Raw genomic sequence first — 16,897 nt, 5'->3', positions numbered from 1 at the left:
CTTACCCAACAGGCGACTTGGCCGACCGGGAAGGCTGCGATACCATCCGACTCCCCAACGGATTCCCGCCAGGACGACGCGATGAACCGAGTGTTGTACCCAGGTACCTTCGACCCTATTACCAAGGGCCATGGCGATCTGGTCGAACGCGCCTCGCGCCTGTTCGACCACGTAATCATTGCCGTTGCCGCGAGCCCCAAGAAAAACCCGCTGTTTCCAATGGAACAACGGGTAGAACTGGCGCGCGAGGTCACCAAACATCTGCCGAACGTTGAAGTCGTCGGCTTCTCGACGCTGCTCGCGCACTTCGCCAAAGAGCAGAACGCCAACGTGTTCCTGCGTGGTTTGCGCGCGGTGTCGGACTTCGAATACGAGTTCCAGCTGGCCAACATGAATCGCCAGTTGGCGCCGGACGTGGAAAGCCTGTTCCTGACCCCTTCAGAGCGTTACTCGTTCATTTCCTCGACGCTGGTCCGTGAAATCGCAGCCCTGGGTGGCGATATCACCAAGTTCGTCCACCCTGTGGTGGCGGACGCCCTGACCGAGCGCTTCAAGAAGAAATAACCCCCGCAAACTGTAGGAGCGAGCCTGCTCCGGGCGGCGTTCCGACGATGGACGCCAACAATAACGCGGGAAACCTGACGCCCCGCGGCGTTCTCGGGTTCATCGCCAGCAGGCTGGCTCCTACAGTACGTCGCACCTGCGTGCAACGCAGGCGCCAATGCGGCACAATTATGCGCATTGGTTTATTGCGCCCGGGCTTGCCGCCCCGGCTGGAGTTAGCATGTCCCTGATCATCACCGACGATTGCATCAACTGCGACGTCTGCGAACCCGAGTGCCCGAACGCCGCCATTTCCCAAGGCGAAGAGATCTACGTGATCGACCCGAACCTGTGCACCCAGTGCGTCGGCCACTACGACGAACCGCAGTGCCAGCAGGTCTGCCCGGTGGATTGCATTCCACTGGACGAAGCTCATCCGGAGACTGAAGAACAGTTGATGGAGAAGTATCGGAAAATTACCGGCAAGGCTTGAGCCATTCGGCGCCTGTCAGACCGCCTTCGCTGGCAAGCCAGCTCCTACAGATGTTCGCGAAACCTGTAGGAGCCGGCTTGCCGGCGAAGCTCTTCAGCTCTGACAACGCGGGCAAAAAACGCTGGCGCGCTGCCCGAGTTTCACTTCCCGCAGCCCCGTGCCACAGACCTTGCAGTGTTCACCGCCACGGCCGTACACGAACAGTTCCTGCTGGAAATAACCGGGCTGACCATCGCCACCGATAAAGTCCCGCAGCGTGGTACCGCCACACTCGATGGCAGCCGCCAGGATGCGCTTGATCTCGATGGCCAGCTTCAAGTAACGCGCACGGGAAATGCTCCTGGCTTCGCGGCGCGGGTCGATCCCGGCGGCGAACAACGCTTCGGTCGCGTAGATATTGCCCACACCCACCACCACCGCGTTATCCATGATGAACGGCTTGACCGCTATCGAGCGGCCACGGGACTGCTGGAACAGGCGCTCACCATCGAACAGGTCGGTCAGCGGCTCAGGCCCCAGGCGGATCAGCAATTCATGATTGAGCGGATCGAGACTCCAGAGCATTGCGCCGAAGCGCCGCGGGTCGGTGTAACGCAGCGCCAGGCCTGACTCCAGTTCGATGTCCACATGCTCATGCTTGGCCGCCGGCAGCCCGACCTCCACCAGACGCAAATTGCCTGACATGCCCAAATGACTGATCAAGGTGCCGACTTCGGCATTGATCAGCAGGTACTTGGCGCGCCGCTCCACCAGTACGATGCGCTGCCCGGACAGGCGCACATCGAGGTCTTCGGGAATCGGCCAACGCAGGCGCCGGTCACGCACGATCACCCGGCTGACGCGCTGGCCTTCCAGGTACGGCGCGATGCCGCGACGGGTGGTTTCGACTTCTGGCAGTTCCGGCATGGTGCGCTCTTGAAAGAAGAAAGTTGCGACACTCAGCGATGAGTGCCGAGGTCGCGGATCGTCTGCTTGAGGGTCTCGAAGTCGTAGTCCGAGAGGCCGACATAATCGAGCACCAGCGCCGCGATGCTGTTCCACTCGTGATCTTCGGTCTGGTTGCCCAGTACCCGATAAGAAGCACAAATATGCTCGGCCATTTTCAGTATCGCCAGCAGGTTCTTCAGCGAACTGTTGCGCGACGACTCATCACTGAAGATCGCCAGGGCATTGTGGTGATTGGCGATCGCAGCGCTCACGTGTTCCGGCAGGCGCCAGGACCTGGCCGTGTAATACCCGACCACCGAGTGATTGGTATTGAACACCTGGTTCTCCGTATCCACCACCCGGCATTCGGCACTGGCGCTGGCATAGGCCCGCTCAAGAACGCCCATGTAGTCGGGGAAACGCTGGAGCATCAGGGGTACGCCGCAGTCGTGGAACAAGCCCAGGGCATAGGCTTCGTCGCCATTTTCAACACCGATGCGCTTGGCCAGGGTCAGGCAGGTCATGGCCACGTCCTGGGCGGTGTCCCAGAAACGGTTCAGGGTGACAATGGTGTCGTCATTCATCTCGCCCTTGATCGACTGCGCGTTGATCAGGTTGATGACCGAGCGGCTGCCCAACAGATTTACCGCGCGCTGGATCGAGGCAATCTTGTTGCTCAGGCCATAATACGGCGAATTGACGATCTTCAGCAGGGAACCGGAAAGTCCCGGGTCCTGGGAAATCAGCCTGGCGATGACTTCCAGATCCGGGTCGGGCATGTACTGCTCCATCTGCAAATCCACCATGATTTGCGGCTGGGCCGGTACGCTGATGCCCTGCAGGGCTTGCTGGATCTGTTCGGAGGTCAGCTCTTGGGACATTTGTGCACGCTCTGGGTCAGGCGCCGATTCTAACCTTTATGAAGTTGGATCCGACATACCAAATCGCAAGACAACCCTCGCCACATATCCACTTGCAGGCCAATCCGGGGCCTCAACACGCTATACTCCCGCTCTTTTTTCCGGAGCGACGACATGTCCCTGCCTAGCCTGCGCCTCAAAGCCAACGCCGACCGTCGTCTGCGCAACGGTCACTTGTGGGTCTACAGCAACGAAATCGATGTAGCCGCTACGCCTTTGCACGGTTTCAAGGCCGGCGACCAGGCGATCCTCGAAGCCGCTGGCGGCAAGCCGCTGGGCATCGTTGCCATGAGCCCGAACAACCTGATCTGTGCCCGTGTGCTGTCGCGCGACATCAAGTTGCCGCTGGACAAATCGCTGCTGGTACACCGCCTGAACGTAGCCCTGTCGCTGCGCGATCGCCTGTTCGACAAGCCGTTCTACCGCCTGGTCTACGGCGACTCCGACCTGCTGCCGGGCCTGGTGGTCGACCGTTTCGGCGACATCCTCGTAGTACAGATCGCTTCGGCCACCATGGAAGCCCATAAAGACGACGTGATCGCAGCGCTGACCCAAGTGCTCAAGCCAAGCGGCATCCTGTTCAAAAACGACTCCGCCGCCCGTGACGCCGAAGGCCTCACCCGCTACGTCGAAACCGTGTTCGGCCTGGTGCCGGAGTGGGTTGCCCTCGAAGAGAACGGCGTGAAATTCGAAGCGCCAGTCATTCAGGGCCAGAAAACCGGCTGGTTCTACGACCACCGCATGAACCGCGCACGCCTGGCGCCGTACGCCAAAGGCAAACGCGTACTGGACCTGTACAGCTACATCGGCGGCTGGGGCGTGCAGGCTGCCGCGTTCGGCGCCAGTGAAGTGTTCTGCGTCGACGCTTCGGCCTTCGCCCTCGACGGTGTCGAGCGCAATGCCGCACTGAACGGTTTCGCCGAAAAAATGACCTGCATCGAAGGCGACGTGTTCGAAGCCCTCAAAGAACTGAAAGCCAGCGAAGAACGCTTCGACGTGATCGTGGCCGACCCACCGGCGTTCATCAAACGCAAGAAAGACATGAAGAACGGCGAAGGCGCCTACCGCCGCCTGAACGAGCAAGCCATGCGCCTGCTCACCAAGGACGGCATCCTGGTCAGCGCATCCTGCTCGATGCACCTGCCGGAAGACGACCTGCAGAACATCCTGCTGACCAGCGCCCGCCACCTGGACCGCAATATCCAGATGCTTGAGCGTGGCGGTCAGGGGCCGGATCATCCGGTGCACCCGGCGATTGCCGAGACTCGTTACATCAAGAGCATCACCTGCCGGTTGCTGCCAAACAGCTGATCGTGATCTGTTGCAGGAGCGAGTCAGATCGCTCCTACAACAGTTTCAGAATAGTCCTTCGCCACTCGCATTGACTTGCCCCCCTCATCAAATCAATCCTCGCCTCCCCCCTCGCGGATCGAGAGCGAAGTTTGATGACTCGCGCCATTCACGCCAAAGAAAAATCGTCGTTCATCCTGTTGTTGATGGCCATGACGCTCCTCGCCGTTTTCCCACTCGACGTGGTCCTGCCCTCGTTTCCCGCGCTTTCCGAGCACTTTCGTACCTCCCCCACCGATATCGCCTTGTCTGTCAGCCTCTTTGCCGTCGGCCTGGCGTTTTCGCTGCTGTTGATCGGGCCGCTGTCCGATATGTTCGGGCGCAAGAAGCTGTTGCTGGGAGGAATAGCCCTGGCAGCAGTGGGCGCAACGGGCTGTCTGTTCGCCAGGGATTTCGCCTGGTTTCTGGTATTTCGCGTGGTTCAGGCAGTGGGTTGCGGGTCGTTTGCGTTGTCTCAGGCGCTGGTTCAGGATCTGTTCGCCGGCCGGGAGCTGGAACGCCTGCGGATCTGGATGACCACCGCCGGCGGGATTTTCATCTCCAGTTCGCCGCTGATGGGCACCTGGTTGCAGTTGCATCTGGGCTGGCAGGGCAGTTTTTATGTGTTCATCAGTCTTGCGATCATCGTCTGGTTGAGATCCTGGTTTCTGCTTAGAGAAAGCCGCAGTAGCGAGCGCGCGTCACGGCGATTTTTCGGCGCTTACTGGTTACTCCTTTCGGACATCCGCTTTACCGGTTACTGGCTGATTTCCGCCCTCGCCTTCGCCTGCCATTTCTCGTTTCTCGTCATCTCACCGATCATTTTCATGGAGCACCTGAACCTTTCCGCCTACCAGTTCGCCTGGGCACTGTTGCTATATGGTGCGGCCTATGTGGTCGGCGGGATTGTTGCCAGCATCTTGCATCGCTATCTGGAAGGCGGCACGCAAATCATAATCGGCCTGGGTTTGATCGCCCTGTCGGGGCTGGTGATGCTGTGGCTGGCCTGGCAGTTCGGCCTGTCGGCTGCCACTGTACTGATCCCCATGCTGATCTGTACCGCTGGCACCACCGTTTCCCGGCCCATAGCCAACTCCAGAGCGATGAGCCTTTACCCGCAACACGCCGGCACCTCGACCTCTGCCGGTAGTCTGCTGATTTTCATGTGTGGCGGCCTGATCAGTGCCGTGATCAATCTGGCCAACGAATACCTGACCACCGCGCTGGGCTTGTGCTTTTTGACCCTGAGCGCGGTAGGGCTGGGATTGAACGCATTGATCAGTCGGCGCGCGCTGTGCAGCGGAAAAGTAACAACGACGGTGTAGGCCGCACGTCTCGTGAGGGCTGTATCCACGCTCGCAACCATTCCCTCCAGCCGCCAGCCGTGTAGAATCGCGAACATTCATCGCCAGTCATCCCCGGCGGGTTTATGAGCTCAAGCTGAAGCGCGCGGCGATCCCGCAAAGTTATCGGCAACTTCCGGACACGCGGCCATTTCTGGGTGTTCCAGACGTCAATAGAAGCTCACTTCCCTTTTGATACCTGACTAGCCGCCCGGAGTGCTTCATGCCTGATTACCGCTCGAAAACATCCACCCATGGCCGCAACATGGCCGGTGCCCGCGCACTGTGGCGCGCCACGGGGATGAAAGATGACGACTTCAAGAAGCCGATCATCGCCATTGCCAACTCGTTCACCCAGTTCGTACCGGGCCACGTGCACCTCAAAGACCTGGGGCAACTGGTCGCCCGCGAGATCGAACGCACTGGTGGCGTGGCCAAGGAATTCAACACCATCGCTGTCGACGACGGCATCGCCATGGGCCACGACGGCATGCTCTATTCGCTGCCGAGCCGCGAGATCATCGCCGACTCCGTCGAGTACATGGTCAACGCCCACTGCGCCGATGCAATCGTGTGCATCTCCAACTGCGACAAGATCACCCCTGGCATGCTGATGGCCGCCCTGCGCCTGAACATCCCGGTGATCTTCGTCTCCGGCGGCCCGATGGAAGCCGGCAAGACCAAACTCGCTTCCCACGGTCTCGACCTGGTCGATGCCATGGTGATCGCCGCCGACTCCAGCGCTTCTGACGAGAAAGTCGCCGAGTACGAGCGCAGCGCCTGCCCGACCTGCGGTTCGTGCTCCGGCATGTTCACCGCCAACTCAATGAACTGCCTGGTCGAAGCCCTGGGCCTGGCATTGCCGGGCAACGGTTCGACCCTGGCCACCCACAGCGACCGCGAACAGCTGTTCCTGCAGGCCGGGCGCACCATCGTCGAGCTGTGCAAGCGTTACTATGGCGAGAACGACGAGTCGGTGTTGCCGCGCAACATCGCCAACTTCGAAGCGTTCGAAAACGCCATGACCCTGGACATCGCCATGGGCGGTTCCACCAACACCATCCTGCACTTGCTGGCCGCTGCCCAGGAAGCCGAGATCGATTTCGACCTGCGCGACATCGACCGCCTGTCCCGTCACGTGCCGCAACTGTGCAAGGTCGCGCCGAACATCCAGAAGTACCACATGGAAGACGTGCACCGCGCTGGCGGCATCTTCAGCATCCTCGGTTCACTGGCCCGTGGTGGCTTGCTGCACACCCAGCTGCCGACCGTGCACAGCCGCAGCATGGAAGAAGCCATCGCCAAGTGGGACATTACCCAGACCACCGACGAAGCCGTGCACCACTTCTTCAAGGCCGGTCCGGCAGGCATTCCGACGCAAACCGCGTTCAGCCAGTCGACCCGCTGGGAAACCCTGGACGACGACCGTGAAAACGGCTGCATCCGCAGTGTCGAGCACGCTTACTCGAAAGAAGGCGGCCTGGCCGTGCTCTACGGCAACATCGCCCTGGACGGCTGCGTGGTGAAAACCGCTGGCGTCGACGAGTCGATCCACGTGTTCGAAGGCAACGCGAAGATCTTCGAAAGCCAGGACAGCGCCGTACGCGGCATCCTCGCTGACGAAGTGAAAGAAGGTGACATCGTCATCATTCGCTACGAAGGCCCGAAAGGCGGCCCGGGCATGCAGGAAATGCTCTACCCGACCTCGTACCTGAAATCCAAAGGCCTGGGCAAAGCCTGCGCCCTGCTCACCGACGGCCGTTTCTCCGGCGGTACGTCCGGTCTGTCCATCGGCCACGCTTCGCCTGAAGCGGCTGCCGGTGGCGCAATAGGCCTGGTGCAGGACGGCGACAAGGTGCTGATCGACATTCCGAACCGCTCGATCAACCTGTTGGTCAGCGATGAAGAACTGGCGGCACGCCGAGTCGAGCAGGACAAGAAAGGCTGGAAACCGGTGGAAGTGCGGCCACGTAAAGTGACCACCGCGTTGAAGGCTTACGCCCTGCTGGCCACCAGCGCCGACAAGGGTGCTGTGCGTAACAAGGCGATGCTTGACGGGCTGTAAAGCTTAACCGTTGAACAAAAAATGCCCCGCCATGTGCGGGGTATTTTTTTGGATCAATTATCAGTCGATCATATCGATCCTTGGCACTTCTAACTTTCCATATAAAAACACCCTATATCAGGGAATCAAAAAGCAAGAGATCCTTATTCGCGGGAGCGAGAGCTCCGCGCAACTTGCCACAGGTAGTGAAGCGCTAACAATGTCGGCCCAAGAACTACCGCACCAAACCACATCTTGCTGCTAGGGTGAGCTAATGAATATATCAGCACAGGAAATATTACAATCAAGCCCATTACCAACATTACTGATATAACCAGCCTGCGACACGGCCTGATGCCACTAGGCCAGTTGAACGACGCCAATAAAAGCCCGATAGTCCCCAGCCATGCGAGTGTGCTTAGCAATATGCCAAACAGGTCACCAAACATCGTAAAAAACAGACTGAGTAGAGCCAACCCAACAGCTGGCAGAACACCTCCAACCAAATATATAGCTGACCAAAGAATGCGTACCACCATGTACATCTACTCCATTAAAGTAACTCGCCGAGTTAAATAATCTGACCTCATCGCACGCCCCGGCCTGCGGCAATGTCAAGAATCGCCTGTTCGATGAGGTGGCGATCAGAGCGCCGCAGCAGCTCATCAAATTGCGTCGCGGCCTTAAGTACGAAGGGCATGCGTTGATGGATGTCGGCCAGATTGGCAAAGTAATCGCTGCTGAAACCAACTGTACGTCCATCGTCACTGGGACGGCACTGGCTGGCCAGGGTCAGTTCGACGGCTGCAGCGGCACCGGACGGTAAGTTCGTAACATAAGAGAACTGATTGCCAAGTAGCAAAGCCACCAGATTCAGGTCACTGTACATTGCTGGCTGCAGGATGTTCTTCTGTTCATGTTCGGCAAGAAAAACAACACTCTCGGTGATGTTGCCTGCATCAATGGCTTCGAAGGCTTGCAGGATTTCCTTGTGGTTATAACCAAATGTCACCTTCTTCTGCTCGATCGGCCACAGGACTGGATACTGATCATGTTCATAAATATCTTGACGAGCGCCCAAGCAAGTCCTGAGCGCCGACTACCCACGCTCTTTGTAAAAAGCGTGTAGCGGAAACACATCCAAAAACAGCGTGGTATTACCAAGCGCCAGCATGTCGTGCACGTAATGGAGCTGCTTCTGCACATACGACAACGACTCACCCTCGTTCCGCTTACCGCCAGGCAGCGGGTTGTTGCGGCGGGCTTGTTCGTATTCTTGTCGCGCTTTCTCACTTCGTTGAGCGCTCTGCTGCCGTTCATGCTCGCTTCGCTTGTCGAACAACCCGGAAAATCCTCTCCTGATCGCATCCTTCCAGCGTAATTGCGCGTCATGTTCGGTCTGGATCTTGTCGATCGAATCAGCCGCATGCAGCAATCCACAACCCACCTGCTTGGAGGCGAACGCCGCGAGGCCCGCCCATTGGAAACGCTGATCCTCCAGCCACAATCGGGCGTACGCCGCATTGATCGCGCGATTACGCGCCTTTGGGTCGGCGATCAGGATGCCGCTTGGCGCCACGATGGCTTCGGCTCTTTGCTGATAGCTTCGCCAAAGGTTCTGGCAGAGCTCTCCAGACTGCTCGTTGTAGCTCGTTACAGGACGGCCCGTCGGCGGGGTGAAGCTGGAGGGGCGCGGTTCGGCTGTCGGTTGTCGTGCTTCGGCCGGCTTGGCGGGTTGGGTGGCAGCTCGGGCAGGTGGCGCAACATTGCCGGTTTCTATCCGCTGGCTCCTGAAAGTCTGGCTGGCAATCAGCTTGGGCGGTGGATCGCACTTGCACTTGCACAGGTCGCCGTCCAGGGCTGGCTTGCGTCCATCCCACTCCTCCGACAGGCGTGGGCCGATGCAGATAATGGTCCCGGTGCTGTCGCATTCAGGGCATTTGACCTCATCGCCTTCGCGGACCATGGCCTGGCCATTGATACTGCCGCGATGCCAGCCGCTGACGACGGTTCCCTTGACGGTGGTTTTGGCCCCGACGGTGATGTAGTAACGCTTCATGCGAAATGTGTCCTTTTCAGATCGAAAGGACGCACGCTAGAAGAGGCGAAGCGAAGGAAAAATCAGACGCTTCCTTGATTGATGTAGGTCAATTCTGAAATGAGACTGGATATGGACGTCGGTGTGCTGGCGTTAACCGTCGAACATGAAAATGCCCCGCCAAGTACGGGGCATTTTTTGCGAGCGTTAATCCTGTGGGTCGAGGTTATCCAGTGCCTGATTCACCGCCAGCTCGCCCAACATGATGACCTGCGCAATCCCCAGCATTGTGCTGCGTTGCGAGCCTTCCAGCAGTGCGGCGAAATCGCTGGCCATGACATTGGCCGAGGCGAGGGATTCGCAGGCGTGAGCCAACAGGGTTTCGGTGTCGAGGCCCGGTGCGATGACGAATGTTCGGCTGGGTTTGCGCGGGGTGGTGTTGATGTGGGCGCAGAGGTTGTCGGTATTTGGGGGATCGGGGGTAATTTTCAGCATTGATGGAACTCCGGGTGAGAAAAAAGGAGCCATCACCCTCGCTACCAAACGATGGGTGGCGGCCATACGCAGGTTGGTAGACCGGTCACCAGGAACCCGGCGCGTCCGAAGATGCCCTGCGCATGGCCACCATATGAGCAGAGACAGAAACGACCCCTGCAAAGGGTGGCGCAATGCGCCGAGGTGAACACGGGCTACCAAACCCGATCACTGATATTCAGTGACGCGAAAACGATAGAAGCCGCCCCCCAGGCGCACAAGCCGGCGGATTCTGGCGTAGTCGTAGTCCCTTACGCAAGAATGCGTAGGTTGCGACTGTAAGGAGATGTCGTTCAAGCGGAGGCTTTCATTGCACCGATTGGCCCCATCGCGGGCAAGCCCGCTCCCACAGGGGTCCCGAGCGCTCACACAATTTGTGCTTCACCCGAGATCTTTGTAGGAGCGAGCTTGCTCGCGATGGATGCAAGGACGACGCGCTGCACCAGAAAGCACGCGTCATCGTTCAAACGACCATCGCGAGCAAGCTCGCTCCTACAATAGTTGCACCCGGTCTTACTGGATTTCTTCAGGCTTGACGATCACCCAGTTCTTGTCGGCAGTTACGGTCAAGCCTTCCTTGGTCTGGGCCGCGGCGTTCTTGGCCATCATGCCGTTGATCTGGGTCATGTACTTGTCCTTGCGGTTGACCCACAGGTGGATGCCGCCCTTGGCCACGTCAACACTGTGGAACAGCATGTAACCATCGCTGCTCGGGGTGTCGCCGCCCACCAGCACCGGTTTTTTCCACTCGTCGATGTAGGTCAGGATTGCCGCCTGCTTGCCGGCCATCCAGGTCGCCGGGGTCCACAGGTACGGGGTCAGTTCCAGGCCGAGGTTGGCCTTCTCGTCATATTTGCCGGCGGTGACCTGCTTGCGCGCGGTGGTGAGCTCGCCAGTCTTCGGGTCCTTGAGCAGCAGCGACACGCCGATCACGTTCTGCGGTTTGACGTTGTAGCCGTACTTCGGATCGGCCGCGACCATGCGCACCAGTTCTTCGGAGGCAGCGGTCATTACGTAGACCTCGATGCCGTTCTCCATCAGTTTGTTGTACAGCTCTTGCTGGCCGGTGAAGATTTTCGGCGGGTTGACGTCGAGTTTCTTGACCACATCGCCTTCGTAATAAGTGGCCGGCACCGGTTTGCCGGACGCCATCATCTCGTCGACATAGCCCTTGAGTTCCTTGAGCGTGAAGCCGGAGAACACTTGGGCGACCCATGGATAGCAAACCATGTCGTCGACTTCGCAGAGGCGGTAGTAGTAGCTGAACAGGCTTTCCTTATGGTCGGCGGTGTCCTTGAACGGCATCAGCTTCAGGGAAGGGTCGAGTTTGTCGCGGGTGATCAGGCCCTTGTTCTCCATGAACGGCAGCAACGACTCTTCCAGGTCGTAGCGGTAACTGGTGTTGTCCATGTCGAACACCGCGTAGTTACCCTTGTTGGCGTTGGCGGCGATCATCGCGTCCAGCGCCTTGGCCTGATCGGCCGGCCAGTGTTTCAGATCCGTTGCGAGGACTTGGCCGGCGAGGCCGAGACAAAGTGCTGCGGCAAGAAACTTCGGTGCGAACTTCATATGCAAATCTCCCTGATCAAAGGAGATCGACGCTAACAAATAAGTGTGACAGTCCTCGCCTGTCAGCGACCGCCTGCGTCCCTTTCGCGCCAGTTGCATTTCTGAAAGCGACATCCGCTTATTCCAAAAGCGACGAATACCATGCGTTTTTGATATTAATTCATTAGTTTTCAAGCTGTTAGGCTTGCCAGTTCGCAGCTGCCCCGGAAGGCAGTTGGCAAAAGTCTAATGGGAGTTCCAATGAATCTGCCGCTGATCCTCAATCTGCTGGTGTTCCTCGCCCTGCTCTTCGGCCTGGCGCAAACCCGCCACACGACATGGAGCCTGGCGAAAAAAGTCCTGCTCGCACTGGTGCTGGGCGTGACGTTCGGCGTGGCCCTGCACACCGTTTACGGTGCCGGCAACCCGGTGCTGAAAGCCTCGATCGGCTGGTTCGATCTGGTGGGCAACGGTTATGTGCAGTTACTGCAAATGATCGTGATCCCGCTGGTATTCGCCTCGATCCTCAGCGCCGTGGCCCGTCTGCACAACGCCTCGTCGCTGGGCAAGATCAGCTTCCTGACCATCGGCACGCTGCTGTTCACCACGGCCATTGCAGCGCTGATCGGCATCGGCCTGACCAACCTGTTCGGCCTGACCGCCGAAGGCCTGGTGGCCGGCACCCAGGAAATGGCGCGCCTGCAAACCATCCAGACCGATTACGCCGGCAAGGTCGCTGACCTTAACGTGCCGCAGTTGCTGCTGTCGTTCATCCCGCAGAACCCGTTTGCCGATCTGGCGCGGGCCAAGCCGACGTCGATCATCAGCGTGGTGATCTTCGCCGCGTTCCTGGGTGTCGCGGCCCTGCAATTGCTCAAGGATGATGCCGAGAAAGGTCAGAAAGTGCTCAACGCCATCGACACCCTGCAAGCCTGGGTGATGCGTCTGGTGCGCCTGGTGATGAAGCTGACCCCGTACGGTGTGCTGGCGCTGATGACTAAAGTGGTCGCCGGTTCCAACCTGCAAGACATCATCAAGCTCGGCAGTTTCGTGGTGGTGTCCTATATCGGCCTGGGCCTGATGTTCGTGGTGCATGGCGTGCTGGTGTCGGTTGCCGGGATCAATCCGCTGCGTTTCTTCCGCAAGATCTGGCCGGTGCTGACGTTTGCCTTCACCAGCCGATCCAGCGCTGCGACGATTCCGCTGAGCATCGAGGCCCAGACCAGCCGCCTGGGCATCCCGCAATCCATCGCCAGCTTCGCCGCTTCGTTTGGCGCAACCATTGGCCAGAACGGTTGTGCCGGCCTGTACCCGGCGATGTTGGCGGTAATGGTGGCGCCGACCGTGGGCATCAATCCACTGGACCCGCTGTGGATCGCGACGCTGGTGGCAATTGTCACGCTGAGCTCGGCCGGTGTGGCCGGGGTTGGCGGCGGTGCGACGTTTGCGGCGTTGATCGTGCTGCCGGCTATGGGCTTGCCGGTGTCACTGGTAGCGTTGCTGATTTCGGTCGAGCCGCTGATTGATATGGGGCGTACGGCGTTGAATGTCAGTGGTTCGATGACGGCGGGGGCGATTACCAGTCAGGTGATGCAGCAGACCGACAAGGCGTTGCTGGATGCGGATGAGCATTTGGCGTTGGCGCACGTTTGATCGGCACCTGAGAGACCGCTATCGCGAGCAAGCTCGCTCCCACAGGGATCTGTGGTGTTCACACAATTTGTGATTCACTTCAAAACACTGTGGGAGCGAGCTTGCTCGCGATGCTTTTAGGCTCGATCGAAAATCTCGAAACGGTACGCAGGTTTGTCACCGTCAGCATCATTTTGCTTGAAAGAAGCCTGCTCCCAGTCGAATGGACTGAACTCCGGGAACCAGGCATCACCCTCTGGCCTTAGATTCACTCGAGTCAAATACAAACGATCTGCATGTGGTAGCGCTTGCGCATACAACTGCGCGCCACCAATCAACATCAACTCATCTGCGCCGCGTTCTAACGCCCACTCCTCCGCCCGAGCCACGGCTGTTTCAAGTGTGGGAAAAACCTCTGCCCCCTCGAGGTGCAGATCCGCCTGCCGACTTACAACAATGTTCAAACGTCCTGGTAGCGGACGCCCCAAAGAATCCCAAGTCTTGCGCCCCATTATGATTGGTTTGCCAAGCGTTTTTTCTTTGAAATACTTGAAATCACCCGGCAAGTGCCAAGGCATGCTGTTGTTGACGCCAATTACTCGGTTTTCACCAAGTGCGGCGATCAGGCATAGAGGAAGAGTATTGTTCATTCGAGTGAGGATACCAGAGGTTCGGCATCCCGCAACTTACCCCGACCAGCGCCACAGCAGTTATGCTCACAGCTCAATTAAGCGACGGGATGCCGCGTGACTGAACTGAATACCCTCTGGCTGACAGAAACCATCCGCCTGCGCGAAGAGTATGCCGGCCCCCTGGAAGACCTTGAAGCCAACCGACTGGCCCGCAGCGCCGGCGGCGATTTACCGTCGCGCATTCAACGCCGGGCCCTGTGGCTGGCTGAACGCGATGGCTTGGCTACGGCCCTCAAACACTGGCTGCAAGGCGCGCGACTGGCGCTGATCGTTATGGCGGTGCTGGCCGTGATCAGCGGCGCCGGCCTGGCGTTTGCTGCGTTAAATGACGGGCAGCCCCCGGTAAATGTGTTCTGGGCTTTGGGCAGTCTGCTCGGGCTGAACCTGATTCTGCTGTTGAGCTGGGTCCTGGGCCTGATGTTTGCCGGCGAACACGGCGCCAGTCTCGGGCGCTTGTGGTTGTGGCTTAGCGAAAAACTTGCCCGGGACGCCAAAGCCGCACAACTGGCCCCCGCCCTGCTCCTGTTATTGCAACGGCAGAAGCTCAATCGCTGGGCCATCGGCGTGCTGGTCAACAGTCTGTGGCTACTGGCGATGCTCAGCGCCCTGGTGCTCCTTCTGATGTTGATGGCGACCCGGCGCTACGGCTTCGTCTGGGAAACCACGATCCTCAGTGCCGACACTTTTATCGCCGTCACTCAGGCGCTTGGCGTGCTGCCGGCCCTGCTTGGCTTCAGCGTGCCGACTGAGGAAATGATCCGCGCCAGTGGCGATGCCGCCCTGAACATCGAAAGTGCCCGTCAGGCCTGGGCCGCGTGGCTGGTCGGCGTCTTGCTGGTCTACGGCGTTGTGCCACGCCTGCTGCTGGCACTGTTTTGTCTGTGGCGCTGGAAGACCGGTCAAATGGCGCTGCGCCTGGACTTGAACCTGCCCGGCTACGCACAATTGCGCGAACGCTTGATGCCCACCAGCGAGCGCCTCGGCGTCAGCGATATGGCACCGGCGCAGCTGCATCGCGTGGAAAGCGGCGCGACTGAACAGCCAAGCGACGGCGCGTTACTGGTCGCCATCGAGCTGGACGACCAACGCCCGTGGCCGCCGCAATTGCCGAAAAACGTGAGCGACGCCGGCATCCTCGACAGCCGCGAATCGCGACACAAACTGCTCGAACAATTGAGCCGTTTCCCCCTGGCGCGCCTGGCCATCGCCTGCGACCCAAGGCGTTCGCCGGACCGTGGCAGCCTGGCGCTGATTGCCGAACTGGCCCGCAACGCCAGCGCCACCCGCGTGTGGTTGTTGCAGGCGCCCCCCGGTGAAGCGCTGGACGCCGAACGCCTGGGCGACTGGCACGTGGCGCTGCAACAGCTTGAGCTGCCATTTGCCGATTGTGCACCGATGAACTGGCTGGAGACAGGTCATGACTGACGCCTGGAAACAGCCTCTGAAACTCGCCGTGGTCGGCCACACCAATGTCGGCAAAACCTCGTTGCTGCGTACCCTGACCCGCGACGTCGGCTTCGGTGAAGTGTCCCATCGCCCCAGCACCACGCGGCATGTCGAGGGCGCACGGTTGTCGGTGGACGGCGAGCCGTTGCTCGATCTCTATGACACCCCCGGACTGGAAGACGCCATCGCCCTGCTCGATTACCTCGAACGCCTGGAGCGACCTGGCGAACGCCTCGACGGTCCGGCGCGGCTGGCGCGTTTCCTGGATGGCAGCGAAGCCCGGCAACGCTTCGAACAGGAGGCCAAGGTGCTGCGCCAGTTGCTGGCGTCGGACGCCGGACTCTATGTGATCGACGCCCGGGAGCCGGTGCTGGCCAAGTACCGCGACGAGCTGGAAGTACTGGCCAGCTGTGGCAAACCGCTGCTGCCGGTGCTGAATTTTGTCAGCAGCGCCAACCACCGCGAACCGGCCTGGCGTGAAGCGCTGGCGCGGCTGGGCTTACATGCCCTGGTGCGCTTCGACAGTGTTGCACCGCCGGAGGATGGCGAACGCCGGCTCTATGAAAGTCTCGCCTTGCTGCTGGAAAACGCCCGACCGCAGCTGGAACGCCTGATTGCTGATCAGCAGGCTCAACGCCTGGCCCGCCAGCAAAGTGCGGCGCGGTTGATTGCCGAATTATTGATCGATTGCGCGGCCTGCCGACGTAGCGTGGTCAACGATGCCGGGCAAGAACAGCAAGCCATCAGCGAACTGCGCAAAGCCGTGCGTCAACGAGAGCAGCGTTGCGTCGAGGCGTTGCTCAAGCTTTATGCTTTCCGCGTCCAGGACGCTGCGGCGAGTGATTTGCCGCTGCTCGACGGTCGCTGGGGTGATGACCTGTTCAATCCGGAAACCCTCAAGCAACTGGGCGTGCGCGTCGGTGGAGGTATCGCTGCCGGCGCGGCTGCCGGGGCAGGGGTCGATCTGCTGGTGGGTGGCATCACCTTAGGCGCGGCGGCATTGGCCGGAGCGATTGCTGGCGGCGCCCTGCAAACCGCCCGCAGTTATGGCAGTCGCTTGCTCGGCAAGCTCAAGGGCCAGCGCGAACTGACGGTGGACGACAACGTGCTGCGGCTTTTGGCGCTGCGTCAGCGGCAATTGCTGCAAGCGCTCAACGCCCGTGGGCATGCGGCGATGGACAGCATCCAGGTGGCCACGCCACAGGATAAAACCTGGCGCGAAGGCAAACTGCCCGAGGCTTTGAACAAGGCGCGGGCGCATCCGCAGTGGTCGTCGCTCAATCCTCATCCCAAATTGAATCAGGCGGAGCGGCAGGAACAGGTTGAGGTTCTGGCACAACAGCTGTAGAGGCAGGAGTACTTGTGTTGCCTGGGCTGACGCCATCGCGAGCAAGCTCGCTCCCACAAG

The 16,897-nt window shown here is 59.7% G+C and carries 13 protein-coding genes and 1 pseudogene; 8 read left to right on the top strand and 6 right to left on the bottom strand.

The genetic code is table 11. From position 1 onward, the window contains the following. Positions 1–81 precede the first annotated feature (81 nt). Both coaD and KGA81_RS14395 read left to right on the top strand, forming a co-directional pair. Complete coding sequence (coaD, locus tag KGA81_RS14400) at positions 82–564, top strand: pantetheine-phosphate adenylyltransferase (protein ID WP_108217078.1); 483 nt, start codon at positions 82–84, stop codon at positions 562–564. A gap of 220 nt (positions 565–784) precedes the next feature. Beyond that, positions 785–1,036 (top strand): YfhL family 4Fe-4S dicluster ferredoxin, encoded by a 252-nt coding sequence (locus tag KGA81_RS14395; RefSeq protein WP_003195146.1) that lies wholly within the window; start codon positions 785–787, stop codon positions 1,034–1,036. Between the two features lie 93 nt (positions 1,037–1,129). Here KGA81_RS14395 and mutM read toward each other — a convergent pair whose 3' ends face one another. Both mutM and KGA81_RS14385 read right to left on the bottom strand, forming a co-directional pair. Further along, positions 1,130–1,942 carry a bifunctional DNA-formamidopyrimidine glycosylase/DNA-(apurinic or apyrimidinic site) lyase gene (mutM, locus tag KGA81_RS14390; protein WP_223456647.1) on the bottom strand — a complete coding sequence of 271 codons (813 nt, stop codon included), beginning with the start codon at positions 1,940–1,942 and terminating at the stop codon, positions 1,130–1,132. Positions 1,943–1,974: 32 nt separating this feature from the next. Next, a complete protein-coding gene (locus tag KGA81_RS14385) occupies positions 1,975–2,844 on the bottom strand; it encodes an HDOD domain-containing protein (protein ID WP_223546873.1) in 870 nt (289 codons plus the stop codon). A gap of 153 nt (positions 2,845–2,997) precedes the next feature. Between KGA81_RS14385 and KGA81_RS14380 the strand changes: the two genes are divergently transcribed. From KGA81_RS14380 to ilvD, 3 genes are all read left to right on the top strand, one after another. Continuing rightward, positions 2,998–4,194: a class I SAM-dependent rRNA methyltransferase gene (locus tag KGA81_RS14380; RefSeq protein ID WP_103395796.1), complete on the top strand. Its 1,197-nt coding sequence runs from the start codon at positions 2,998–3,000 to the stop codon at positions 4,192–4,194. A 134-nt stretch (positions 4,195–4,328) separates the two neighbouring features. Next, positions 4,329–5,537, top strand: a complete 1,209-nt coding sequence (locus tag KGA81_RS14375) for an MFS transporter (RefSeq protein WP_223546871.1) — start codon at positions 4,329–4,331, stop codon at positions 5,535–5,537. Between the two features lie 241 nt (positions 5,538–5,778). After that, positions 5,779–7,620: a dihydroxy-acid dehydratase gene (gene ilvD, locus KGA81_RS14370; protein WP_223546869.1), complete on the top strand. Its 1,842-nt coding sequence runs from the start codon at positions 5,779–5,781 to the stop codon at positions 7,618–7,620. A gap of 565 nt (positions 7,621–8,185) precedes the next feature. On the opposite strand, the pseudogene KGA81_RS14360 reads toward ilvD, so the two are convergent. From KGA81_RS14360 to KGA81_RS14350, 3 genes and pseudogenes are all read right to left on the bottom strand, one after another. Continuing rightward, a pseudogene (locus tag KGA81_RS14360) lies at positions 8,186–9,658 on the bottom strand (PAAR domain-containing protein). Between the two features lie 186 nt (positions 9,659–9,844). Next, complete coding sequence (locus tag KGA81_RS14355; protein WP_223546863.1) at positions 9,845–10,132, bottom strand: DUF6124 family protein; 288 nt, start codon at positions 10,130–10,132, stop codon at positions 9,845–9,847. Between the two features lie 552 nt (positions 10,133–10,684). Next, positions 10,685–11,740 (bottom strand): haloacid dehalogenase-like hydrolase, encoded by a 1,056-nt coding sequence (locus KGA81_RS14350; RefSeq protein ID WP_223546861.1) that lies wholly within the window; start codon positions 11,738–11,740, stop codon positions 10,685–10,687. A gap of 240 nt (positions 11,741–11,980) precedes the next feature. On the opposite strand from KGA81_RS14350, the gene KGA81_RS14345 reads away from it, so the two are divergent. After that, positions 11,981–13,372 carry an L-cystine transporter gene (locus KGA81_RS14345; protein ID WP_223546859.1) on the top strand — a complete coding sequence of 464 codons (1,392 nt, stop codon included), beginning with the start codon at positions 11,981–11,983 and terminating at the stop codon, positions 13,370–13,372. Between the two features lie 116 nt (positions 13,373–13,488). Here KGA81_RS14345 and KGA81_RS14340 read toward each other — a convergent pair whose 3' ends face one another. Beyond that, positions 13,489–14,001 carry a dihydrofolate reductase gene (locus tag KGA81_RS14340; RefSeq protein WP_223546857.1) on the bottom strand — a complete coding sequence of 171 codons (513 nt, stop codon included), beginning with the start codon at positions 13,999–14,001 and terminating at the stop codon, positions 13,489–13,491. Positions 14,002–14,097: 96 nt separating this feature from the next. On the opposite strand from KGA81_RS14340, the gene KGA81_RS14335 reads away from it, so the two are divergent. Next, the gene (locus KGA81_RS14335) at positions 14,098–15,468 is read left to right on the top strand and encodes a DUF2868 domain-containing protein (protein WP_223546855.1); all 1,371 of its coding nucleotides are present in this window, start codon (positions 14,098–14,100) and stop codon (positions 15,466–15,468) included. After that, positions 15,461–16,837, top strand: a complete 1,377-nt coding sequence (locus KGA81_RS14330) for a GTPase/DUF3482 domain-containing protein (RefSeq protein ID WP_223546853.1) — start codon at positions 15,461–15,463, stop codon at positions 16,835–16,837. The genes KGA81_RS14335 and KGA81_RS14330 overlap by 8 nt, the downstream gene beginning before the upstream one ends. Positions 16,838–16,897: the final 60 nt, after the last annotated feature.

It is taken from the genome of Pseudomonas sp. A-B-19 (assembly GCF_019947515.1).
Lineage (GTDB): Bacteria > Pseudomonadota > Gammaproteobacteria > Pseudomonadales > Pseudomonadaceae > Aquipseudomonas.
The sequence above is the reverse complement of the archived record's forward strand: the minus strand, read 5'-3'. Positions and strand labels throughout refer to the sequence as shown.

What these genes read in the sequence shown, in the direction of transcription:
- KGA81_RS14345 (WP_223546859.1), top strand. Translation starts at nt 11,981, where the DNA reads ATGAATCTGCCGCTGATCCTCAATCTGCTGGTGTTCCTCGCCCTGCTC.
- mutM (WP_223456647.1), bottom strand. Translation starts at nt 1,942, where the DNA reads ATGCCGGAACTGCCAGAAGTCGAAACCACCCGTCGCGGCATCGCGCCG.
- KGA81_RS14395 (WP_003195146.1), top strand. Translation starts at nt 785, where the DNA reads ATGTCCCTGATCATCACCGACGATTGCATCAACTGCGACGTCTGCGAA.
- KGA81_RS14355 (WP_223546863.1), bottom strand. Translation starts at nt 10,132, where the DNA reads ATGCTGAAAATTACCCCCGATCCCCCAAATACCGACAACCTCTGCGCC.
- KGA81_RS14375 (WP_223546871.1), top strand. Translation starts at nt 4,329, where the DNA reads ATGACTCGCGCCATTCACGCCAAAGAAAAATCGTCGTTCATCCTGTTG.
- ilvD (WP_223546869.1), top strand. Translation starts at nt 5,779, where the DNA reads ATGCCTGATTACCGCTCGAAAACATCCACCCATGGCCGCAACATGGCC.
- KGA81_RS14340 (WP_223546857.1), bottom strand. Translation starts at nt 14,001, where the DNA reads ATGAACAATACTCTTCCTCTATGCCTGATCGCCGCACTTGGTGAAAAC.
- KGA81_RS14350 (WP_223546861.1), bottom strand. Translation starts at nt 11,740, where the DNA reads ATGAAGTTCGCACCGAAGTTTCTTGCCGCAGCACTTTGTCTCGGCCTC.
- KGA81_RS14380 (WP_103395796.1), top strand. Translation starts at nt 2,998, where the DNA reads ATGTCCCTGCCTAGCCTGCGCCTCAAAGCCAACGCCGACCGTCGTCTG.
- coaD (WP_108217078.1), top strand. Translation starts at nt 82, where the DNA reads ATGAACCGAGTGTTGTACCCAGGTACCTTCGACCCTATTACCAAGGGC.
- KGA81_RS14385 (WP_223546873.1), bottom strand. Translation starts at nt 2,844, where the DNA reads ATGTCCCAAGAGCTGACCTCCGAACAGATCCAGCAAGCCCTGCAGGGC.
- KGA81_RS14330 (WP_223546853.1), top strand. Translation starts at nt 15,461, where the DNA reads ATGACTGACGCCTGGAAACAGCCTCTGAAACTCGCCGTGGTCGGCCAC.